Origin of the sequence: Streptomyces kanasensis (assembly GCF_043077165.1) — a bacterium.
In the GTDB taxonomy this organism is placed as follows: domain Bacteria; phylum Actinomycetota; class Actinomycetes; order Streptomycetales; family Streptomycetaceae; genus Streptomyces; species Streptomyces changanensis.
The window spans coordinates 898,336-918,620 of the sequence record NZ_JBIBSF010000001.1; the positions used below are offsets into that span (position 1 = coordinate 898,336).

The following is a 20,285-nucleotide window of genomic DNA, read 5'->3' on the forward strand; positions in this document are numbered from 1 at the left end:
GGGAGGGTCAGTCGGCGCCGTGGGCGGCGGCGATGGCCTCCACCCGGGTCGCGAGGTCGAAGTCGCGGTCCGTCACGGCCCCGCCCGCGTCGTGGGTGTGCACCGACAGGGCCACGGTGTCGTAGCCGAGGGTCAGGTCGGAGTGGTGGTTCAGCTCGTCCTGGACGCGGGCGACGTGGACGACCATCGCGGTGGCCGCGAAGTGGGTGGCCAGGCGGTAGGTGCGGGTGATCCGGTCGCCCGCCAGGCTCCAGCCGGGCAGTTCGCTCAGCCGGTCCTCGATCTCCTTCTGCGACAGCGGTTCGGTGGGCATGGCCGGTGCTCCTTCTCGGTTCGGCGCCGGTGGGGTGGTGGCGGTGCCGACCCTACGGTCCCGGGCACCCGCGCCGGTGGTCAACACGGCGGTCTCGGCTACCGTCTGCGGTATGACGACGGTCGCGACGGTCACGGGCGTGGGGGCTCTGCTACGGGAGTGGCGGGAGCGGCGCCGGCTGAGCCAGTTGGAGTTGGCACTGAGGGCGAACTCGTCGGCGCGGCACGTCTCGTTCGTCGAGACGGGCCGGTCCCGGCCGAGCGAGGAGATGGTCCTGCGCCTGGCGGAGCACCTGGACGTGCCCGTCCGGGAGCGCAACGCGCTGCTGCTGGCGGCCGGTTACGCGCCGCGGTACACGGAGTCGGCGCTGGACGGCCCGGAGCTGGGCCCGCTCCGCGAGGGCGTCGAGCGGCTGCTCGCCGGGTACGACCCGTACCCGGCGATCGTCGTGGACGGCTCGTACGCGGTGCTGGCGGCGAACCGGGGCGCCGGGCTGCTGCTGGAGGGGCTCCCAGGCCACCTGCTGGGTCCGCCGCCGAACGCCATGCGGGTCACGCTGCACCCGGAGGGCCTGGCGCCGCGGATCCGCAACCTGCCGGAGTGGCGCGGCCACCTGCTGGCGCAGATGGAGCGGCAGATCGCCCTGGACCGCTCCGAGCGGCTGCGCGCGCTGTACGACGAGGTCGCCGCGTACCCGGTGCCGGACGCCGACGCGCGGGGAGGGCAGGACGGCGACGGCGGGGAGGGGGCCGCGCCGTACCCGTACTTCGCGCTGCCGCTGCGGATCGAGGTGCGGGGGCGGGTGCTGTCGTTCGTGTCGTCGATCTCGACGTTCAACACGCCGATGGACGTGACGGTCGCCGAGCTGGCCATCGAGACGTTCCTCCCGGCCGACGCGGCGACCGCCGACTTCCTGCGCGCCCTGCCCGACTGACCGGACCGGCCCTCGGCGCCCGACCCCCGGGCCCGACCGCGCCCGGCCTCGGATCGAATCGGTCCGGTCCCGGGGCGCAGCCACCGGCCACCGGGCCCCACCTTCGGAGCACGTCCGGGCCGTGGGCCGGGCCGCCGAGGCCGGGACTCCGGAAGCCGGGGTCCGGCGGCCCAGCCGCCCGAGAGTGGCTCCGGAAGCCGGGGGCTCCATGGACCCTGCCACCGGGGCGGGGCTTCGGGGGCGGGACTCCAGGGGCCTTGCCACCGGGGCGGGCTCCGGGGCCGGCCCGGTGACCCGACGGGGGCGGGACGGGCTCAGCGGGCCGTGGTGCCGGCGGTGGCGCGCAGGGCGGACCACTGCAGCGCGGCGAAGCCGGCGACGGTGGCGGCCTGCATCGGGATCCACACGGCCCCCGCGGTGGTCGGCTCCAGCCAGGCCGCGAGCGCCACGACGCTGAGCACGGCCCACACCGCGTTGGCGTCGACGACCAGCTTCACGGCGGCCCCGGAGGGCCGTGCCCGGGCGGCGAGCGCGCCGACGCCGGCGGCGAACGCGGTGAGGAACGCGCCGAGGCCGAGCACCAGCGCCGGGTCGACGCCGAGCAGCCGGCCGAGCGGCCCGGAGGCCGCGACGTAGGCGAGGCCGTTCGCCCCGGTGACGACGGCGTCGAGGGCGAGGAACCGGCGCAGCGCGGTGCGCGGCTCGGTGGTGCGGGAAAGGCCGGCGAGCAGGGCCTGGGACATGGCGGATCACCCTCCGTCGAGGTGGTGCGGGAAAGGGGCGGTGCTGCGGGGCCGCGGCCCACCGCCGAGCACCCCGGGTAGTGCGCCCCGGGGGCCCGGAGCGGGCCCCGGTGTGCAGAAGCCTGCCGGGCGGGGAGGCGCGGGTCGATTACATCCGAGGTAATGCGGGTCCTGCGGGGGCCTCGGCGAACCGCGCCGGGGCCCATGTCCTGACGGACATCCACGCGGCGATCGTGGACCCGCTCGCGGGCCGTCTGCCGGCAACGGACCGGCGGTAGCGCTCTCCCGGGTGGCGCCCGTGGCGGAGCTCTTCGTGGGGCGGCCACGAGGGTCGATGTCAGAGGCGACAGGCAGGATTGCGGCCATGAATGCCACTCCTGTCACTCCGCCACGGCCGATCGACGTTGCCGCGATCTTTCCCCAACTGGCTCCGCTGGCCCGCACGGCGACCCGCCTGCACCCGCGCCCTGGGGCGCCGACATGGCACGACAGCTCGATCGGCGGGCCGCTGCTGTGGCCCGCCGAGGAGCCGTGGCCGCACTGCGAGGAACCGCATGTAGTGGATGGCATCAACCCAGCCCGGTCCCCGGCGGATCTGCGGCTGGAACGAAGGATCTTCGCCGCCTCGCACAGCCGGGACCTGACTCCGGAGGAACGGGAGACTCTCGAGCGGATCCGGCCCCCTCGGACGTATCCGGTGAGGCTGGCGGTCCAGGCGTACGACGGCCCCGTGGCGATGCTGCCCGTCGCGCAGCTGTACGTACGGGATGTGCCCGATCTGAGCCCGCCGGAGGGCAAGGACCTGCTGCAGGTCCTGTGGTGCCCCTTCGATCATCCGATCATGCCCAGGACCCTGCTCTTCTGGCGTTCGGCAGCCGCCGTCACCGACATCCTCGACATGCCCCCCGAGCCGCCCGCAGTGCAGTTCGACGGCTATCTACCGGAACCGTGCGTGCTCGAACCGGAGCAGATCACCGAGTACCCCGACCATCTGGAGCTGAGCGAAGAACTGCGGGAGCAGCTCAAGCAGTGGAGTGTGCCGCAGGCGGCAGCGGAAGACATGGACCCGGAGACGTACTACGACTGTGTGCTGTCCAACGCACCCGGCTGGAAGGTCGGCGGCTGGCCCGCTTGGAACTCCACCGACCCCAGCGCGCAGCACTGCTCCGAGTGCGGCACCGACATGGAGGTCCTGATGACCGTCGCCACGTTCGAGGAAGGGGACGACGCCGGGAACAGCTGGTCTCCGCACCCCCACCCAGGTGCTGGACCGTACCCCGGCCACCGCGGCTACAACGCGACCGGGGTCCAGATAGGCAGCGGCTATCGGCAGCACCTGTTCGTCTGCCCGGCGGAGCCCGAGCATCCGCACATCGAGTTGATGACGTAGCCCGTCCGCAGTACGCAGCCACGGACGTCACGGTGCGGGCATGCCGTAACGCCGGGTGGCCGCGAGCTCAGGGTGCCTGCCTGCGGCCCGCCGTCGAGAAGGGAGCTGGCCATCCCCGCCACGACCGCGACGCAACGCCCCAGGTTGAGCGCGTCCAGGTGAGCTCGCCGGTCGGTGAAGCGGCGTAGTCCGACTGGTGCGATCCCCCGGTTGGTGTCGTCCAGCCATGTGGTGGCGGGGGTGCCTGGAGGAGTGGGCTTCACCCGGTCGGCGCGGCGCGTGAAGCTGCGCTGTGGGGCCGCTTAAGAAAACCTCGATGGACGCGGCGGGCCGCTCTCGGCACATTGGTCGCGTTGACCACTCTTCCCGCCTGGAGTCGCCGCGATGAAGGCCCTTGTCAAGCAGAAGGCCGAGCCCGGTCTGTGGCTGATGGACGTCCCCGAGCCCGAGACGGGCCCCGGGGACGTGCTCATCAGGGTGCTGCGCACCGGCATCTGCGGGACGGACCTCCACATCCGCTCGTGGGACAACTGGGCGCGCCAGACCGTGTCGACGCCGCTCGTGCTCGGGCACGAGTTCGTCGGCGAGGTCGCCGCGGTCGGCTCCGACGTCCGGGACGTCGCGGTCGGCGACCTCGTGAGCGGCGAGGGCCACCTGGTGTGCGGCAGGTGCCGCAACTGCCTGGCGGGACGCCGGCACCTGTGCCGGGCCACCGTCGGTCTGGGCGTGGGCCGGGACGGCGCGTTCGCCGAGTACGTCGCGCTGCCCGAGTCGAACGTCTGGGTGCACCGCACGAAGGTGGACCTGGACATCGCCGCGATCTTCGACCCGTTCGGCAACGCCGTGCACACGGCGCTGTCCTTCCCGCTCGTCGGTGAGGACGTGCTGATCACCGGCGCCGGGCCGATCGGCATCATGGCGGCGGCCGTCGCCCGGCACGCCGGCGCCCGCAACGTCGTCATCACCGACGTGAGCGAGCCGCGCCTGGAGCTGGCCCGCAAGGTCGGCGCGACGCTCGCGGTGAACGTCGCCGAGAGCGGCATCGCCGACGCGCAGCGGCAGCTGGGGCTCCGCGAGGGCTTCGACATCGGCCTGGAGATGTCCGGCCGGCCCGAGGCGATGCGCGACATGGTCGCGAACATGACGCACGGCGGCCGGATCGCGATGCTGGGCCTGCCCGCGGACGAGTTCCCGGTCGACTGGTCGAAGATCGTCACCTCGATGATCACCATCAAGGGCATCTACGGCCGCGAGATGTACGAGACCTGGTACGCGATGACGGTGCTCCTGGAGGGCGGTCTCGACCTGAGCCCCGTGGTCACCGGCCGGTACGCGGCCAAGGACTTCGACGCCGCGTTCGACGAGGCCGCGACCGCGCGCAGCGGCAAGATCATCCTCGACTGGACGGCCTGACGGTCCACCCGGACGGCCCCGGTCCGCACGCCCGCCGGCCGTCCGCGCCCGTCCCGCCGCGCCCGTCCCGCCGCCCCCGCACCTCCCCGCCCGACCAGCATCCCTAGGAGCACCCCTCATGTTCGCGTCCGTCCGTGACGACCTCCGCGCCAGCCTCGACGAGATCCGCGCCGCGGGACTGTACAAGCCCGAGCGGGTCATCGGCACGCCGCAGTCGGCGTCCGTCGCCGTCACGGCGGGCGGCGCGGCCGGCGACGTGCTGAACTTCTGCGCCAACAACTACCTCGGCCTGGCCGACCACCCGGAGGTCGTCGCGGCGGCCAAGGAGGCGCTGGACCGGTGGGGCTACGGCATGGCGTCCGTCCGCTTCATCTGCGGCACGCAGGAGATCCACAAGGAGCTGGAGGGCCGGCTGTCGGCGTTCCTCGGGCAGGAGGACACGATCCTGTACTCCTCCTGCTTCGACGCGAACGGCGGCGTCTTCGAGACCCTCCTCGGTGCCGAGGACGCGGTGATCTCCGACGCCCTCAACCACGCGTCGATCATCGACGGCATCCGCCTGTCGAAGGCGGCGCGGTACCGGTACGCCAACCGTGACCTGGGCGAGCTGGAGGCCCGGCTGAAGGAGGCGGCGGGCGCCCGGCGCCGGCTGATCGTCACCGACGGCGTGTTCTCCATGGACGGCTACGTGGCCCCGCTCAAGGAGATCTGCGACCTGGCCGACCGGTACGACGCGATGGTCATGGTCGACGACTCCCACGCCGTCGGCTTCGTCGGCGCGGGCGGCCGCGGCACCCCCGAGCTGCACGGGGTCATGGACCGCGTCGACATCGTCACCGGCACCCTCGGCAAGGCGCTGGGCGGCGCGTCCGGCGGCTATGTCGCGGCGCGCGCCGAGATCGTGGAGCTGCTGCGCCAGCGCTCCCGCCCGTACCTCTTCTCGAACTCCCTCGCGCCGGTGATCGCCGCCGCGTCGCTGAAGGTCCTCGACCTGCTGGAGTCGGCGGGCGACCTGCGCGAGCGGCTCGACGCCAACACGAAGCTGTTCCGCACCCGCATGGCGGAGGAGGGCTTCGAGATCCTCCCCGGCGACCACGCCATCGCGCCGGTGATGATCGGCGACGCGGCGCGGGCGGGCCGCCTGGCGGAGCTGCTGCTGGAGCGCGGCGTGTACGTGATCGGCTTCTCGTACCCGGTCGTGCCGATGGGCCAGGCCCGGATCCGGGTGCAGTTGTCGGCGGCCCACTCGACGGCGGACGTGGAGCGCGCCGTGGCGGCGTTCGTGGACGCGCGGGCCGTGCTGGACGCGTGACGCCGGACCCGGCCGGCGGGTGACAATGGCAGGGTGATCGACCCCCGCCGGCTGCGCATCCTGCGGGCCGCGGCGGACCACCGTACGGTGACCGCCGCGGCCGCAGCGCTGTACCTGACGCCGTCCGCCGTGTCCCAGCAGCTGGCCGCGCTGGAGCAGGAGACCGGGCACACCCTGCTGACCCGCAGCGGCCGGGGCGTGCGGCTCACCCCGGCCGGGGAGATCCTCCTGGAGCACGCGAACGAGGTGCTGGCGCAGTTGGAGCGGGCCGAGGCCGAGCTCGCGGCGTACGCGGACGGCACGGCGGGCGAGGTGACGGTCGCCGCGTTCGCCACGGGCATCGCCGAGGTGCTGGCCCCGGCCATCGGGCGGCTGGCCCGGCGGCACCCCGGGATCCGGGTGCGGGTGCGGGACGCCGAGGGCGACGAGTCGCTGCCGCTGGTACTGGACGGTGGCGCCGACGTGGCGGTGGCGGTGGAGTACCGGGGCGCCCCGCGCGAGGGCGACCGCCGGCTGGCGCGCGTGGCGCTGTACGCGGAGCCGTTCGACGCGGTGCTCCGCGCGGGGCACCCGCTGGTGCCGGAGCGGGAGGTGGCGCTCGCCGCGCTGGCCGACAGCGACTGGATCGGCCAGTCCCCGGGCAACCCGTGCCAGGACATGGTGCTGTTCGCCTGTGAGCTGGCCGGTTTCCAGCCGAGGATCGTGCACGTTTCGGACGACTTCCGCGCGGTGACGGCCCTCGTCGGGGCGGGCGCCGGGGTCGCGCTCGTCCCGCGTTCGGCGCTGCGCGGCATCGAGCTGAAGGACGTGGTGGTGCGGCCCGTGACGGGCCCCGCCGCGTTCCGCCGGGTCTTCGCGGCGGTACGCCGGGGCGCCGAGGACCACCCCCTGATCCGCCCGGTCCTGGACGCGCTGGGGGAGTCGGCGTCCACCATGGCGGCGGCGGACGGCCGGGGGGCGGACGCGGGGCGCACGGACGCCGGGCGGACGGACACCCGCCCGGTCGCGGCCCCGCGCTAGCGGGCGTCGTGTCGATCAGGCCGGATCGGGGAGCGGCGTCCGGTGCGTGCGCCCGCACGGCGGAGGAGGGAGTCGACGCGGGGCGTCGGCGACCGACGGCACCGCGGCGACAGCTGGTGCCGGGCACCGCGACCCGGAGCTGATCGGCACGAACCCCGTTCCTGGGCGGCGCCCGGCCCACCGTACCGCGGCGGGCGGGGCGGAGCGCCATGGGCGGTGTCAGCGGGTCCCGGGGGTCACGCCGGGGTCCTGGCTGCTGCCGGCGGTGGGGGCGGGCGGGGGCTCCGGGGCGGGGCGCCGGTCCGGGTCGGTCTCCGCCGGGCGGCTGCGGGCGGCTTCCGCCCGTACCAGGGCGGTCAGGGCGGCGAACGGGTCGACGGGCATGGCTGTGCTCCTCGTGCGGTCGGCTGCTGACGTCGCTGGGCCCCCGTCCGGGGGCCGCGGGCCGGTCAGCGGCGCAGCACCACGCAGCGCACGGTGCGTACCGCCGGGTCGGGGGCCGGCGCCGCCGCGGGAGCGCCCCGTGGCGGCAGGTCGACGGGTACCGAGCGGGCGGGCGGGGTCGACCGGGCGGAGGCAGCGGACGTACGGCCCTTGCCGCGCGGTGCGCGGGACGGCGGAGTCAGGTCCGTCTCGCCCGGGTCGCAGGCGCCTTCACCGGCCGGTGCCGGTGCCGGGGCCGCCGAGGCGGCGGGGCGGAACTCGGCGGCGGAGCCGGACGCGGCGGCGGCGGTGGCGCCGAGGAAGGTGACCAGGAGCAGCAGCGCCGCGAGCACCGACGCGCGGACGGCGGTCGCGGGGCTGGTGCGGGGCATGGCGGGACCTCCTGGACCCGATCCTTTGCCCCCACCCCCGCCTCGGCGCGCTCGGCGGGCGGGAACCGCCCGGCCGGAGTACGGCGTTGCGCCGTTCCGGCGACGGCGAGGGCGCCCGCGGCGGCCACGGTGCCGGCTCCGGACCGCGGCCGGGGCCACCCCCTGGCGCGGGCACGGGCGCGCCGGGGCGTGGCGGCGCGGTTCCCCGGCGCGCGTCCGGCGCGGTCGTGGCGCGGGGCCGGCGGCACGCCACGGCGGGCGCCACCTCGTCGCCCTACGGCGCCCAGCGTGGCCGGGCCGGAGTCAGGCCGGGGCCGTACCGGGGCCGGGCCGGGGTCAGGGCCAGGCCGGGGTCAGGCCGGGGTCACGCCGTGGCCGTACCGGGGTCAGGGTGTGCGGGTGCGGCGGGCGGACATCCAGGCGTGGACGAGCACACCGGCGAAGAGGAACAGGACGCCCTGGTAGACCGCGGCGTACCCGGACCCGGCGACCAGCCACATGGAGAAGCCGAACGCGAGGGCGGCGAGCACGCCGTCACGCACGAGGCGGGGGCCGTGGACGCGGTCGCCCCGGCCGGAGAGCAGGAAGTGGATCTGTGCGGCGGTCGACAGCAGGTAGGGCACGGTCGCGGTGAAGGTGGTGACGAGGACGAGCGTCTCGAAGACGCCGTCGGAGCCCGCCGTGTAGTTGTAGACGGTCAGCAGGGAGGCGAGGACGACCGTGACGAGGACGCCCGCGGTCGGGACGCCGCGCCTGCGGTGGGCGAAGACCCGCGGGAACAACCCGTCCCGGGCGGCCGCGTACGGGGTCTGGGCGCTCAACAGGGTCCAGCCGTTCAGCGCGCCGACCATGGACACGAGGGCCATGCAGGCGACGGCCGTACCGCCCCAGGTGCCGCCGAACATCGCGTCGACGGCGTCGGAGAAGGGCGCGGAGGAGTCGACGAGCCGGTCGTGGGCGACCGTGCCGAAGACCGCGACCGTGCCCAGCAGGTAGAGGACGGCGGCGCCCAGCGTGCCGAGGACGGTGGCACGGCCGACGTTGCGGCGGGGGTCGCGCACCTCGCCCGCGCTGACGGCGGCGGACTCGACGCCGAGGTAGCTGAAGAGCAGGATCGCGGCGGACGCCGACACGGCGCCGAGCGCGCCGGAGTCGCCCGCCCGGAAGGGGCCGAGGTTGTCGGCGTCGAAGAAGAACAGGCCGCAGACCGCGACGAGGAGCAGCGGGACGAACTTCAGTACGGTGGCGACCAGCTGCACGGCGCCGACGTAGCGGGTGCCGGCGAGGTTGGCGAGGGCCGGCAGCCACTGGACGAGGAGGGCGGCGGTGACGGTCGCGGCCACGGAGCCGTGCAGCGGCAGCAGCACGTCGAGGTAGCCGACCGCGGCGACGGCGAGGGCGGCGTTGGAGACCCAGGTGGTGATCCAGTACGACCAGGCCGACAGGAACCCGGCGAAGTCGCCGAACGCCTCCCGGGCGTAGACGTACGGGCCGCCGGTGCGGGGGTGGCGCTCGGCGAGCCGCCCGAAGACCAGCGCGAGGGCGATGGCGCCGGCCGTGAGGACGGCGAACGCGACGAGGCTGATGGTGCCGTAGGGGGCGACGGACGCGGGAAGCAGGAAGATGCCGCCGCCGATGATGTTGCCCATGACCAGCGCGGTCGCGACGGGGAGGCCGAAGCGCCGCGCGTGCGGGCCGCCCTCGCCGGCGGCCGCGGCCCCCGGGGCGCCCCGCCCGGCCGCGGAATCCGGTGCGGTCGCGGAACCCGCTCCGGTGGGGGTCCCGCGGGTGGGGGCGTCCGCTCCGGCGGGGGTGTCCTGCCCGGTGCCCGCTGTGTCCTGCCCGGCGTCCGGGGTACTGACCGTGGTCATGAGGGGTGGTGCGCCTTTCTCCGTACAAACGTCGAACATGCTCACGTACGGCGAAACAGCGCTCCAAATCACCCGTCTTTGTCCGGCGCGAGTCGGCCCGGTACCGGAAATGCTTCGCCCACCAGCGGCTCCGACGGTGATTCCTGCACGTGGCCGATCGGCACCTGAGGGCCGCGGCCCTCCGCCAGCCACCGCCGCAGCACCCGGTGCACGGCCTCCGCGCCGACCGGCGGCGCACCGTCGGGGGTCGGCGCGGAGAAGTCACGGGGCCACAGCAGGAAGGCGTCCGACTGGCCGCCGCCGAGGCCGCCGTGGGAGCCGATCTGCTCCTCGAAGGCGTGCACCCGGTCGGTGCGCGGGTCGTACATGGAGTTGACCATGATGTCGGCGACGTGCGGGAAGGTGTCGGTGCGCCGGATCGCGTCCGCGGCGCCCCGGCCGAACACCGCGAGCGGGCCGGACGCGTCGGTGAGGTCGCGGACGGGCGCCTCGAACCCGCCCGCGCCGAGCACCACCGACCCGTGCCGCTCGCTGCGGACCAGCAGGAAGCCGATGCCGGGGTGCCCGGCGAGCGTCCGCAGCAGCCCCGGGTGACGGGCGTCCATCTCCTCGCGCGTCAGCCGGTGCGGTACGTCGGGGAAGTACACCAGCCCCAGGTTCCCCGAGGCCAGCACCACGGGACCGGCGCCGCCCGGCGGGCGCTCGTCGCGTCCCTCCCCCTCCACCGGCCGGTGCAGGGCGCTGCGCAGCGCGTTGCGGGCCTCCGCCCCGCTCGCGCTGTGCCGGGCGCTGCGGGACACCGGCAGGCCGCAGCCCGCCCGCACGAGGTCGCGCAGGGTGAGGCCGTAGGCGCTCTCGAAGGTCTCGCCGAAGCTCTGCCCGTGGTCGGAGAGGAGCACGATGCGGTACGGGCGGGGGGCGTGCTCGGTGGCCTCGGCGATCGCCGCGACGCAGCGGTCGAGGCGCCGGAGGACCTGCACGGCGTCCGCGCCGCGCGGCCCGGAGTGGTGCGCGACCTCGTCGTACGCCACGAGGTCGGCGTACACGGCCGTCCGGCCCGCCAGGACGTCGCCCATGACCGCGGCGACGACGACGTCGCGCTCCACCACCGTGGCGAAGGCCCGCACGAACGGGTACAGGCCGCCGCGGGGCACGCGCGGGGAGTCGCCCCGGAGCCGGGCGCGCAGCGACTGGACCAGCTCGCGGCAGACCTCGGCGACGAAGGAGATCGCGGTGCGCGTGGCGTTGGCGGGATCGCGGAAGTACGCGAAGTATCCGGCGCGGGAGCGTGTTCCGGGGCCGCGGCGGGCGGAGACCGACAGCACCAGGGCGAGCTGGTCGGCGCCGCCGCCGAAGAGGTTGCCCCGGCTCGCCCCGTCCTCGGCGAGGAGCCCCGGGTCGCCGGTGCGTTCGGCGGCGCGGCGCTGGAGCTCCACGGCGCTGGAGGGGCGGTTGCTCACCATGAGCCGACCGGTGTCCTTCTCGTACCAGCGGAACGCGGGCACGTCGTGGTTGGTGCCGTGCAGCAGGGCGAGCTGGCTGGCGCCCGTCTGGCTGGACCAGTCGGTGCGCCACGGGGTGAGCCGGTGCGTGGTGCGCTCCCAGGCGGCGACGGTGGGCATGAGGCCGGCGTCGACGGCGTCCCGCAGGACCCGGTGGCCCACGCCGTCCAGTTGCAGGAAGACCGTGCCCGGCGGGCTGCCGGGGCCCGGCGCCGCGGCGGTGCGGCGCCGCCCGGCCAGGCGGTACAGGCGGCGCCGGTAGGCGTCGTCGTCGCGGACGGCGAGCGCGGTGGACGTCGCCGACGCGACGGCGGACATGACGGCGGCCACGACGACGGCGTTCTCGGGGTCGGCCTCGCCGCGCCCGTCGGGGATCATCCACAGGACGACCAGCAGCAGTGAGCCGTTCAGGGCGAACACCAGCACGCCGAGGACGAGCGCGGGGACCAGGAGCAGCGCCCGGACGACCAGCGGCCACACCAGCGCGCCCAGCAGGCCGAAGGCGCCGGCGGCCCAGGCCGCGGTGACCGCCGTGCGGGTGATGCTGTCGCCGTCGTCGGACTGGAGCTGCACGTCGGGCAGCGCCCCGGCGAGGGCGAGGAGGGTGAGCGTCGACACGGCCCACACGACGACCACCCGCAGGAGGCCCGCGCCCGCCTTCCTCCACCACCCGACGCTCACGACCTCCGCCTTTCGCCCGTGCCGTCCCGCTCCAGCGTGGCACACGGTGCCGTGCCGGCCATCGGCGCGGCGTCCGGAGGCCGGAGGCCGGGCGGCCGGGGCGCCGGAGGCCGGGGCGCCGGAGGCCCGACCCGACCGGCGGGGCAGCCCCTAGGCTCTTGGGCATGGAGGTCACTTGGTGGGGTCACGCCACCTGCACGGTCGAGGACTCCGGTGTGCGGGTGCTGACCGACCCGCTGTTCGCGCGCCGCGTCGCGCACCTGCGGCGGCGCCGCGGCGCTCCGCCGCCGCCCGAGGCGGCCCGGGCCGACGTGGTGCTCGTGTCGCACCTGCACGCCGACCACCTGCACGTGCCGTCGCTGGCCCGGCTCGCGCCGGGCACGCGGCTGGTGGTGCCGCGCGGCGCGGCACGGTCGGTGCCGGGGCTGCGGCGGCTGCGCGGGCTGCGCGTGACGGAGGTCGGCGCCGGCGACGAGGTGAAGGTCGGCGCCGTGGTGGTGCGGGCCGTGCCGGCCGCCCACGACGGGCGGCGGCTGCCGGTGGGGCCGCACCGCTCCCCCGCCCTCGGGTACGTGGTCCGGGGCGCGGCGCGGACGTACTTCGCCGGTGACACCGGCCCGTTCGAGGGGATGGCGGAGGCGGTCGGCGGGGTGGACCTCGCGCTGCTGCCGGTGGGCGGCTGGGGCCCGTACCTGGGCCACGGGCACCTCGACGCGCGGCGCGCCGCCGAGGCCCTCGCCGTGTTGGCCCCGCGGGCCGCGGTGCCGGTGCACTACGGCACGTTCTGGCCGATCGGGATGGGCGCCGTGCGGCCGCACGAGTTCCACGCCCCGGGTGGCGAGTTCGCCCGGTTCGCGGCGCGGCTGGCGCCGGGGGTGGAGGTCCACGTGCCGCGGCACGGGGAGCGGGTGCGGCCCTGGGCGGCGCGGTGATCGCCGACCTGGTCGGCCAGCTGCCCGACGAGCACACCCAGCGGGCCGTCGGGTACCCGGCGCTGTTCCTGCTGGTGGCCCTGGGCGCGCTGGTGCCGGTCGTGCCCACGGGGCCGATCGTCGGTTCGGCGGCGGTCGTCGCCTTCCACCAGACGGCGCCGCTCTCCTTGCTGTGGGTCTTCCTGGTGGCGTCGGCCGGGGCGCTCACCGGCGACGCCGCGCTGTACTGGCTGGGCCGGCGCGGCGCCGGGTCGCGCAACGGGTCGCGGTGGCTGGCCTCGCTGCGGTCCCGGGCGGCGCCGGACCGCCTGGAGCGGGCGCAGGAGCGGCTGCGGCAGCACCGGGTGCCGGTGCTGGTGCTGTCGCGGCTGGTGCCTGCGGGGCGGATCCCGGTGATGCTGGCGTGCCTGCTGGCGCGGATGCCGCTGGGACGTTTCGTGCGGGCGGACGTTCCGGCGGTGCTGGCCTGGGCGGTGGCCTACCAGCTGGTGGGCGTGGCGGGCGGCTCGCTCTTCCCGCACCCGTGGCAGGGGGTGGCGGCGGTGGTGGGACTGACGCTGCTGGTCGGCGCGGTGCCGCCGCTGTGGCGCCGGGCGCGGGGCGGTTAGGCGCGCACGGCGGACGGTGCCGGGCGCGCGGACGCGTACGGCGGCGGGCTCGTACGGCGGACGGGCGCGCGGCGGCGGGCCGGCTCGGCGGGCGGGCCGGCACGGCTGACGGGCGCGCGGCGGCGGGCGGGCCACGGCGGGCGACGCGTGCCTGACGGCGCGTGCGGTGGGGTGGTCGGCGGTCACAGGACGCGGGACTCGCCCACCGCCAGGTCCCAGAGCCGTTCGCGGGGCAGGCCGGCCGCCTCCCAGGCGGCCAGGAGCCGGGTCAGGGGCTCCATGACCGGCTCGGAGGACAGGACGAACGTCGCCCAGTGCATGGGGGCCATCGCGCGGGCCCCCAGGTCGCGGAAGGCGCGGACGGCCTCCTCCGGGTCGGTGTGGACGTCGCCGAGCCACCAGCGGGGCGCGTACGCGCCGATGGGCAGCAACGCCAGGTCGATCCCCGGGTGGCGGTCGGCGATCCGGCGGAACCAGTGGCCGTACCCGGTGTCACCGGCGAAGTACACGCTCCTGTCCCGCCGGTCGGTGAGGACCCAGCCGCCCCACAGCGTGCGGCAGGTGTCGGTGAGGCCGCGCTTGGACCAGTGGTGGGCCGGTACGAAGTCGAAGCGGACGCCGTGGAGTTCGGCCCCCTCCCACCAGTCGAGCTCGGTGACCGTGGAGAAGCGGCGGTGGCGGAACCAGCGGCCGAGCCCGGCGGGGACGAAGACGGGGGTGCTGCGCGGGAGCCGGCGGAGCGTCGGCGCGTCCACGTGGTCGTAGTGGTTGTGGCTGATGACGACCGCGTCGACCGGGGGCACGTCCTCCCAGCGGACGCCGACGGGTGTGACGCGGGCCGGGGTGCCGAGGATGCGCCGGGACCAGACGGGGTCGGTGAGGACGGTGAGGCCGCCGACGCGCACGATCCAACTGGCGTGCCCGGCCCAGGTGACGGCCACCGTGTCGGGGTCGGCGGGCGGCAGCGGACCGGGGGCGAACGGCAGCTTCGGCACGTCCCGCAGCCCGTCGGCGCCGGGGCGCACCGCGGCCGCGCCCTCCCGGGCCAGGCGGGCGAAGGCGCGGACGCCGGGCAGCGGTGCGGTGAGGCGGTCGGCGAAGGAGCGCGGCCAGCGGCGCACCTCACCGAGCGGCCGGGGGGCGGGGGCCGCCGGGGCTCCGTGGCGGGGCGCGGCGGCGGGACCCGCGGGGAGCGGTGGGTCGGCGTGGGTCGGGTCCGTCATGTGCGGGCTCCTTCACCGGTGTCGGCGCGGTCCGTGCGCGGTGCGCCGCCGCCGAGGGCGGCCGACAGGGCGCCCAGCGCCTGCGTCACGCGGGGCCGGTCCAGCGGGTCGGCCGCGGCCAGGGCCTCCAGCCGCTCGGCGGGGGTGGGGCCCAGCAGCGGCGTGGTGGCCAGACGTACCCGCAGCGCGCCGAGTTCGTCGCCGAAGCGGTGGCCGCCGGGGACGGGGGTGCCCAGGCGCGCGGTCAGGTACTCCTCCAGCTCGATGGAGTCGGTGACCCCCCGCTCGGCGAGGTGCCCGCGGAGCGGGCCGAGGTCGGCGTAGAGGTGGCGGCCCGCCTCGGGCGGGAGGGCGAGGGCGCCGGCGGCGAGCACCACCCGGTGGGCCGCGGCGGCGACGCGCGCGTGCAGGGCGTTCGCGGCGGCGGTGCGCGCGGTGAGGGTCTGCGGCTCGTCGAGGGCGTGGGCGAGGGCGGTCGCCAGGGGGCCGGGCAGGTCGGCGCCGAGCGCGGTGAGCACGTCGAGGACGCGGGCGCGGTGGGCGGTGGCACCGGGCCGGGTGGGGAAGCGGGCCACGGCCGCGGGCCAGGCGGCGGGGGCCACCGAGCCCGCCAGGTCGCACACGACGGTGACGTCGTCGGGGCACATCTCGGCGGGACTGACGAACACGGTGTCCCGGGGGTGGTGGACGGTGTCGCGCCACGTCTCGTCGCTGACGATGTGGAGCCCTTCCCCGACGGCCGCCTCGCACGCCTCGCGGACCAGTTCGGGGGACGCGACCGTGCCGGTGGGGTCGTCGGCGACGGACAGCAGCAGCACGGCCGGCCGGCCGCCCTCGGCCCGCACCCGGCGGACGGTCTCCAGGAGGGCGTAGGGGTCGGGGACGCCGCCGCACTCGGCGGGCGTGGGCACGTGGTAGGCGGGGCGGCCGAGGAGGCGGGCCTGCGGCGTCCACGCGAGCGGGCAGGGCCGCGGCATCAGGACGTCGCCACCGTGCGCGGCGAGCAGCGCCAGGAACAGCGGGCCGGCGCCCGGGGCGGCGACGAGGTCCTCGGGGTGGCAGTCCAGGCCGCGTCGGGACCAGTAGCCGCAGGCGGCCTCCCGCAGCACCGGTCCGCCGCCGGGTGGTTCGGCGTCGGTGCGGCCCGCGGCGGCGGCGAGGAGGCCGGAGAGCTCCGGGAGGACGGGCAGGCCGGTGTCGGGGGCGGGCGGGGCATGGCGCACCTGGCCGTGCCCCTCGGGGGCGGAGCTGTGCATCGCCTCGACCTCCCGGGACCTCTCGTACCGCTTCGTCAAGCTTCGCTCCGGTTCCTGTGCGCACTGTCTTTATACGAAGATTCCCGGGGGTTCGCCGTTCGGGGGCGGGCGGTCGGGGGGCGGGCGGCCAGGCGTGCCAGCTCCTTCTCCAGGCCGTGGCCGCGGGCGCGGACGACGGCGGCGGCGACGTCGGCCAGTTTGCGGTTGGTGAGCTGCGAGACGCGGCGGAGCACGGCGTGGGCGTCCTCGGCGCCGCAGCCGAGGGCGTGCACGACGATGCCGACCGCCTGGTCGATGACCGGCCGGGAGCGCAGCGCCGTCTCCAGCTGGCCGACCTCGGCGAGGGCGGCGCGATGGAGGTCGTCGCGGACGAGTGCGGCGGTGGCCGCCTCGCCGAGGGCGGCCGCGGGACCGTGCGCGGCGCCGGCGAGGGAGCCGGGGCGGAAGCCGTACAGCGTGAGGGTGACGTCGGTGCCCGGACGGCGGAACGGCAGGGTCACGCTGGTGCGCAGCCCGGCGCGGAGCGCGGCGGCCCGATGGGCGGGCCACCGGGTGTCGTGGAGGAGGTCCGGGACCTCGACGGGCCGGCCTCCGTCGAGCGCCGCCCGTACGGGCCCCTCGCCCGCGTCGAGCTGGACGGTCACGAGGGCGGCCAGGTCCGGATGGGTGGCCGCCGTGCGGCACCCGTCGGCCTCGGGCCCGTGCACCTCGGGCCGGTGCGGCTCGGGTGGGTGCGGCTCGGGTCCGTGCCGCCGCTCCTGCCGGGGTCCGCGCGGCGGGCCGTGGTCCACCTCCCGTGCGTCGTCGCCGAGGGTCGCGGCGGCGCCGCAGCAGGCCGGTACGGAGCGGACGCACTCCTCGGCGAGCCGCCGGAGCCGGCGCGCCGCGGACACCGGGACCGGTCCGTCGTCCTCGTGCTGGATCGGCATCGGGGGGTGCTCCTCTCGACGTGCGGCTGCCCGCCCGCAGCGGCCCGAAACGGCCGGGCGTGTGCGGCGTGCACCCGGTTACCGTGCCTACATGCGGACGACGGTGCGGGCGACCCAAGAACGCGCGCGGGCGTGCGCGGCGCGGTGGGGTGACGGGCGGCGGTCGGAGCCGGGAGCGCGGCGTGGTGACGGGCGCTCCCGGGGACCGGGAGCGGGGTGGGGTGGCGGGCGCCGGCGGGATCCGGGGGCGCCGTGGAGTGGCGGGCGGAGGCCCGGGACGCGGTGCGCGGGCCCGGGCGGCGGGAGGGCCTCCGGATGAGCGGGACCGACGCTTTCGGCCGCGACCTCGCGGACTTCGTCCGGCGGGTGGGCGAGCTGCGCGCCGCCCGCGCGCTGCCCCCGGAGGAGCGGCGGGACGCCCTGGACACGGCCCTGTTCGAGCTGCAGCACGTGGCGGAGACGCTGTGGCCGCAGTACGAACGCCTCGCGGCGCGCGCCCCGGCGGGGAGGCCGGCGGAGCGGCAGGAGTCGCAGCTGCTGAAAGCCGTCTTCCAGCGGCTTCCGCTGCCGGTCGCCCTCGTCGACGGGGACACGGCCGTCCGGCGGATGAACCAGGCGGCGACGGTCCTGACCGGGGTCCCGGCCGGGTACGCGACGGGGCGGCCGCTGGCGGCGCTGCTGGCGCCGGGCGACGGGGCGGCGTTCCGCTCTCAGGTGGCCGCGGCGGCCCGTGGCGAGGGCGGTCGGAGCCTGTCCGTGCGGGTGCGGTCGCGTTCGGAGGAGCCCGTCCGGGTGACGCTGGCGGTGCTGCCGCTGCCCGGTGAGCCGGTGCCGGTGGTGCTGGTGGTGTTCCAGCCGGGTACCGGCGCCGTGGAGGCGCCGGGCGCGGCGGTACCGGGGGTACCGGCGGGTGCGGTACCGGGCGGACACGCGGAAGTCCTGGCCGGTGGGGCGGGGGCCGGGGCCGGTGGGGCGGCGGCCGGCGACCTGGCCGGGGCCACCGCCCGGGCGTCGGCCCTGGACGTGGTCGACGCGGTCGCGAGCGCTCTGCTGCGCCGCCCGCCCGGGGACGCCCCGGGGACGCTGGAGGCGGTGGCGCGGGTCCTCCACGGCCGGTTCGCCGACTGGGTCCTCGCGGATCTGACGCCCGCCGGCGCGGCGGACCGCGCGGCGCCGGGCCCGCGCCGGGCGGTGGTGCTGGGACCGCCCGGCGAGGAGGCGCTCACGGGCGAGCTCGCCGCACAGGAGCCGACGCGCTGTCCCCTCGTCGCCGAGGCCGCGCGGAGCGCCTCGGCCACCCTCCAGGTACGGCCGGAGGACCCGCTGGCACTGGGCACGGACGCCGCCGGGACGGCCGTGCTGGTGCGCGCCGGGGTCGGTTCGCTGCTGTGCCTGCCCGTCCTCGACCGTGGTGGCGACCCGGAGGGCGGGCCGCGGACGCCGCGGGTCCTCGGCGTGCTGACACTGCTGCGCGTCGACGCGCGGCGGCCGTTCTCGATGGCGGAGGCGCAGGCGGCCGACGCGGCCGCCCGCCACACGGGTCTCGCGATGGTCCGTCCGGGGTGACACCGGCGGTTACGCGGCATCCCGCATGATGTCCTCGCGCAGCCGGGAGCAGCAGCGGCTGATGAGGCGGCTCACGTGCATCTGCGAGATGCCGAGGTCCTCGGCGATGCTGCTCTGCGTCATGTCGCGGAAGAACCGCATGTACAGGATTTTCTGCTCGCGCTCCGGGAGGGTGCGCAGCCTCGGCTTGACGGCCTCCCGGTCGACGACGACGTCGAGGGCCGGGTCGGGCCCGCCGAGCGCGTCGACGAGGGTGTAGCCGTCCTCCGTGCCGGGCAGTTCGGCGTCCAGCGACAAGGCGGTGAAGCTGTCGAGGGCTTCGAGGCCGGCGACGGCCTCCTCCTCCGTCATCCCCGCCTTCTCGGCTATCTCCGCGACCGTCGGGGCGCGGCCGCCGACGGAGTGCGAGAGCTCCTGGTAGGCGACGCGGACGCGGCCCCGGAGGTCCTGCACGCGGCGCGGCACGTGCAGGGTCCACATGTGGTCGCGGAAGTGCCGCTTTATCTCCCCGGTGATGGTGGGCACGGCGAAGCTCTCGAAGGCCGCGCCCCGTGACGGGTCGTACCGGTCGACGGCCTTGACCAGGCCGAGGGCGGCGACCTGCTTGAGGTCCTCCAGCGCCTCGCCCCGATTGCGGAACCGGCCGGCCAGCCGGTCGGCCATGGGCAGCCACGCGCTGACGATGTCCTGGCGCAGACGGTCCCGTTCCTCTCCGGGCGGCAGTGACGCCAGCCGCCGGAACGCCTCGGCGGTGTCGGGCGCGTCGTCGTGCGGATGCTTCGAGTGAGCGAGGGTAGGCATGATCGTGTTCAGCTCCCTGAGCGGCGCTGATGGTTGGCTGTCACCCCGGGAAGCGCCGACGCCGGAACCGGGCGCGGACACGCCCGGAGCGGCGAGCCGCTCCCACGGACGTGCCTCCGGTCCGAAGCACGAGATGCGCCTGCCCGGGGGCCTTGATGGCAAACGCCTTGATCCCACTGTCCGCCTGATTGCGCCGTTCGGCTTCCCGAGGGCCCCCCGGCCGGTCCGTCCGGGGCGGTGGCGGCGCACCGCCACGGATCGCGCGCGGGGGTGTCCGCCCAGGCGGGAGCGGGTGTGGCGGGCCCGGGCGGGGCGTTTCGGGGGCCGTGCGGCGCCTCCCGGGAGTTCGGCTGTCCGGGTGACCGCGCACGGGGCCTGGGGCGTCGCGGGCGCCGGCGCGGCACACCGCCCGGGGCGGCGCGGGGGACGGGAGCGGCGCACGGGGCGGAGCGGGGCCGGGAGCGGCTCCGCTCCGTCGCCGGAGCGCGCCCGGCGCCCCCGGCCGGCACGGGCCGGAGGGCGGTCGGGAGCCGGTGACCGGGAAGCCGGCCGCCGGCAAACCCGCTGTGCGGTGGCGGTATCGGGCCGGGCGGGGACGCTCCGGCCCGGTACCCGGGACGGATGGGCGCGGGGCGCCGTGCGCCGGTACGGAGGTGTGGGGCTGTCAGGCGGCGTCGGGCTGTTCGGCGAGGGGCGCCACGACGGCGGTCGGGTCGACGACCGGCGCGACGAGCGGCTCGACCGGGACCGCCGCCCCGGCCGCGCCGTCGGCCTCCTCGGGGGGCGCGGGCAGCATCCGGTCCTCGTAGTGGGCCATGGCGAGGACGACGCCCAGCAGGGCGGGCGGCAGCAGCAGGGCGAGCAGTGCGGTCGTGACGTCCATCGCCTCGTCCCTTCCGTCCACGGACGCGGGGAGCGGCCCGGGGCGGACCGCCGTCCGCGCGTCCCGGTCCGCTCCCCGCCCTTCACCCCTCGG

The 20,285-nt window shown here is 76.6% G+C and carries 19 protein-coding genes; 8 read left to right on the forward strand and 11 right to left on the reverse strand.

The window, feature by feature from the left end; all coding sequences use genetic code 11:
* Positions 1–7: 7 nt before the first annotated feature.
* Positions 8–313 carry a 4a-hydroxytetrahydrobiopterin dehydratase gene (locus ACF053_RS03940; RefSeq protein WP_391952335.1) on the reverse strand — a complete coding sequence of 102 codons (306 nt, stop codon included), beginning with the start codon at positions 311–313 and terminating at the stop codon, positions 8–10.
* A 112-nt stretch (positions 314–425) separates the two neighbouring features.
* Here ACF053_RS03940 and ACF053_RS03945 point away from each other — a divergent pair, with 112 nt between their 5' ends.
* Positions 426–1,247, forward strand: a complete 822-nt coding sequence (locus ACF053_RS03945) for a helix-turn-helix domain-containing protein (protein WP_391952336.1) — start codon at positions 426–428, stop codon at positions 1,245–1,247.
* A 314-nt stretch (positions 1,248–1,561) separates the two neighbouring features.
* Here ACF053_RS03945 and ACF053_RS03950 read toward each other — a convergent pair whose 3' ends face one another.
* Positions 1,562–1,990: a hypothetical protein gene (locus ACF053_RS03950; RefSeq protein ID WP_391952337.1), complete on the reverse strand. Its 429-nt coding sequence runs from the start codon at positions 1,988–1,990 to the stop codon at positions 1,562–1,564.
* 364 nt (positions 1,991–2,354) lie between these two features.
* Here ACF053_RS03950 and ACF053_RS03955 point away from each other — a divergent pair, with 364 nt between their 5' ends.
* The 4 genes from ACF053_RS03955 to ACF053_RS03970 all read left to right on the forward strand — a co-directional run bounded on the left by ACF053_RS03955 (position 2,355) and on the right by ACF053_RS03970 (position 7,125).
* Positions 2,355–3,380, forward strand: coding sequence for a hypothetical protein (locus ACF053_RS03955; RefSeq protein ID WP_391952338.1), 1,026 nt, complete (start codon positions 2,355–2,357; stop codon positions 3,378–3,380).
* A 384-nt stretch (positions 3,381–3,764) separates the two neighbouring features.
* Positions 3,765–4,793, forward strand: a complete 1,029-nt coding sequence (gene tdh, locus ACF053_RS03960; RefSeq protein ID WP_058941593.1) for an L-threonine 3-dehydrogenase — start codon at positions 3,765–3,767, stop codon at positions 4,791–4,793.
* 118 nt (positions 4,794–4,911) lie between these two features.
* A complete protein-coding gene (locus tag ACF053_RS03965) occupies positions 4,912–6,105 on the forward strand; it encodes a glycine C-acetyltransferase (RefSeq protein ID WP_391952339.1) in 1,194 nt (397 codons plus the stop codon).
* 33 nt (positions 6,106–6,138) lie between these two features.
* Positions 6,139–7,125 (forward strand): LysR family transcriptional regulator, encoded by a 987-nt coding sequence (locus ACF053_RS03970; RefSeq protein ID WP_391952340.1) that lies wholly within the window; start codon positions 6,139–6,141, stop codon positions 7,123–7,125.
* A gap of 219 nt (positions 7,126–7,344) precedes the next feature.
* Here the strand turns inward: ACF053_RS03970 and ACF053_RS03975 are convergent, their stop codons facing one another.
* The 4 genes from ACF053_RS03975 to ACF053_RS03990 form a co-directional block, all read right to left on the reverse strand.
* Entirely contained in the window at positions 7,345–7,509 is a 165-nt protein-coding gene (locus tag ACF053_RS03975) for a hypothetical protein (RefSeq protein ID WP_391952341.1), read from the reverse strand.
* Positions 7,510–7,574: 65 nt separating this feature from the next.
* Positions 7,575–7,940 (reverse strand): hypothetical protein, encoded by a 366-nt coding sequence (locus ACF053_RS03980; protein WP_391952342.1) that lies wholly within the window; start codon positions 7,938–7,940, stop codon positions 7,575–7,577.
* Between the two features lie 386 nt (positions 7,941–8,326).
* Entirely contained in the window at positions 8,327–9,811 is a 1,485-nt protein-coding gene (locus tag ACF053_RS03985; protein WP_391952343.1) for an amino acid permease, read from the reverse strand.
* Between the two features lie 68 nt (positions 9,812–9,879).
* Complete coding sequence (locus ACF053_RS03990) at positions 9,880–11,994, reverse strand: phage holin family protein (RefSeq protein ID WP_391952344.1); 2,115 nt, start codon at positions 11,992–11,994, stop codon at positions 9,880–9,882.
* Positions 11,995–12,152: 158 nt separating this feature from the next.
* Here ACF053_RS03990 and ACF053_RS03995 point away from each other — a divergent pair, with 158 nt between their 5' ends.
* Together ACF053_RS03995 and ACF053_RS04000 are read left to right on the forward strand one after the other, a co-directional pair.
* Positions 12,153–12,926: an MBL fold metallo-hydrolase gene (locus ACF053_RS03995; protein WP_391952345.1), complete on the forward strand. Its 774-nt coding sequence runs from the start codon at positions 12,153–12,155 to the stop codon at positions 12,924–12,926.
* Complete coding sequence (locus ACF053_RS04000) at positions 12,923–13,534, forward strand: DedA family protein (RefSeq protein WP_391952346.1); 612 nt, start codon at positions 12,923–12,925, stop codon at positions 13,532–13,534. Before ACF053_RS03995 ends, ACF053_RS04000 begins: the two co-directional genes overlap by 4 nt.
* Before the next feature lie 182 nt (positions 13,535–13,716).
* Here the strand turns inward: ACF053_RS04000 and ACF053_RS04005 are convergent, their stop codons facing one another.
* Genes ACF053_RS04005 through ACF053_RS04015 form a run of 3 tightly spaced genes read right to left on the reverse strand, consistent with a single transcriptional unit; the run spans position 13,717 to position 16,942 of the window.
* Positions 13,717–14,757: an MBL fold metallo-hydrolase gene (locus ACF053_RS04005; protein WP_391952347.1), complete on the reverse strand. Its 1,041-nt coding sequence runs from the start codon at positions 14,755–14,757 to the stop codon at positions 13,717–13,719.
* The gene (locus ACF053_RS04010; protein ID WP_391952636.1) at positions 14,754–16,013 is read right to left on the reverse strand and encodes an aminotransferase class I/II-fold pyridoxal phosphate-dependent enzyme; all 1,260 of its coding nucleotides are present in this window, start codon (positions 16,011–16,013) and stop codon (positions 14,754–14,756) included. The genes ACF053_RS04005 and ACF053_RS04010 overlap by 4 nt, the downstream gene beginning before the upstream one ends.
* A gap of 35 nt (positions 16,014–16,048) precedes the next feature.
* Positions 16,049–16,942, reverse strand: coding sequence for a GAF and ANTAR domain-containing protein (locus tag ACF053_RS04015; RefSeq protein ID WP_391952348.1), 894 nt, complete (start codon positions 16,940–16,942; stop codon positions 16,049–16,051).
* Positions 16,943–17,257: 315 nt separating this feature from the next.
* Between ACF053_RS04015 and ACF053_RS04020 the strand changes: the two genes are divergently transcribed.
* The gene (locus tag ACF053_RS04020) at positions 17,258–18,508 is read left to right on the forward strand and encodes a PAS domain-containing protein (RefSeq protein WP_391952349.1); all 1,251 of its coding nucleotides are present in this window, start codon (positions 17,258–17,260) and stop codon (positions 18,506–18,508) included.
* A 9-nt stretch (positions 18,509–18,517) separates the two neighbouring features.
* Here the strand turns inward: ACF053_RS04020 and ACF053_RS04025 are convergent, their stop codons facing one another.
* Both ACF053_RS04025 and ACF053_RS04030 read right to left on the reverse strand, forming a co-directional pair.
* Positions 18,518–19,309, reverse strand: coding sequence for an RNA polymerase sigma factor SigF (locus ACF053_RS04025; RefSeq protein ID WP_391952350.1), 792 nt, complete (start codon positions 19,307–19,309; stop codon positions 18,518–18,520).
* A 664-nt stretch (positions 19,310–19,973) separates the two neighbouring features.
* Complete coding sequence (locus ACF053_RS04030) at positions 19,974–20,192, reverse strand: hypothetical protein (RefSeq protein WP_391952351.1); 219 nt, start codon at positions 20,190–20,192, stop codon at positions 19,974–19,976.
* Positions 20,193–20,285 lie beyond the last annotated feature (93 nt).

Coding starts and splice junctions, on each gene's coding strand:
- ACF053_RS03940 (WP_391952335.1), bottom strand. CDS start 313: ATGCCCACCGAACCGCTGTCGCAGAAGGAGATCGAGGACCGGCTGAGC.
- ACF053_RS03945 (WP_391952336.1), top strand. CDS start 426: ATGACGACGGTCGCGACGGTCACGGGCGTGGGGGCTCTGCTACGGGAG.
- ACF053_RS03950 (WP_391952337.1), bottom strand. CDS start 1,990: ATGTCCCAGGCCCTGCTCGCCGGCCTTTCCCGCACCACCGAGCCGCGC.
- ACF053_RS03955 (WP_391952338.1), top strand. CDS start 2,355: ATGAATGCCACTCCTGTCACTCCGCCACGGCCGATCGACGTTGCCGCG.
- tdh (WP_058941593.1), top strand. CDS start 3,765: ATGAAGGCCCTTGTCAAGCAGAAGGCCGAGCCCGGTCTGTGGCTGATG.
- ACF053_RS03965 (WP_391952339.1), top strand. CDS start 4,912: ATGTTCGCGTCCGTCCGTGACGACCTCCGCGCCAGCCTCGACGAGATC.
- ACF053_RS03975 (WP_391952341.1), bottom strand. CDS start 7,509: ATGCCCGTCGACCCGTTCGCCGCCCTGACCGCCCTGGTACGGGCGGAA.
- ACF053_RS03980 (WP_391952342.1), bottom strand. CDS start 7,940: ATGCCCCGCACCAGCCCCGCGACCGCCGTCCGCGCGTCGGTGCTCGCG.
- ACF053_RS03985 (WP_391952343.1), bottom strand. CDS start 9,811: ATGACCACGGTCAGTACCCCGGACGCCGGGCAGGACACAGCGGGCACC.
- ACF053_RS04005 (WP_391952347.1), bottom strand. CDS start 14,757: ATGACGGACCCGACCCACGCCGACCCACCGCTCCCCGCGGGTCCCGCC.
- ACF053_RS04010 (WP_391952636.1), bottom strand. CDS start 16,013: ATGCACAGCTCCGCCCCCGAGGGGCACGGCCAGGTGCGCCATGCCCCG.
- ACF053_RS04015 (WP_391952348.1), bottom strand. CDS start 16,942: ATGCCGATCCAGCACGAGGACGACGGACCGGTCCCGGTGTCCGCGGCG.
- ACF053_RS04020 (WP_391952349.1), top strand. CDS start 17,258: ATGAGCGGGACCGACGCTTTCGGCCGCGACCTCGCGGACTTCGTCCGG.
- ACF053_RS04025 (WP_391952350.1), bottom strand. CDS start 19,309: ATGCCTACCCTCGCTCACTCGAAGCATCCGCACGACGACGCGCCCGAC.
- ACF053_RS04030 (WP_391952351.1), bottom strand. CDS start 20,192: ATGGACGTCACGACCGCACTGCTCGCCCTGCTGCTGCCGCCCGCCCTG.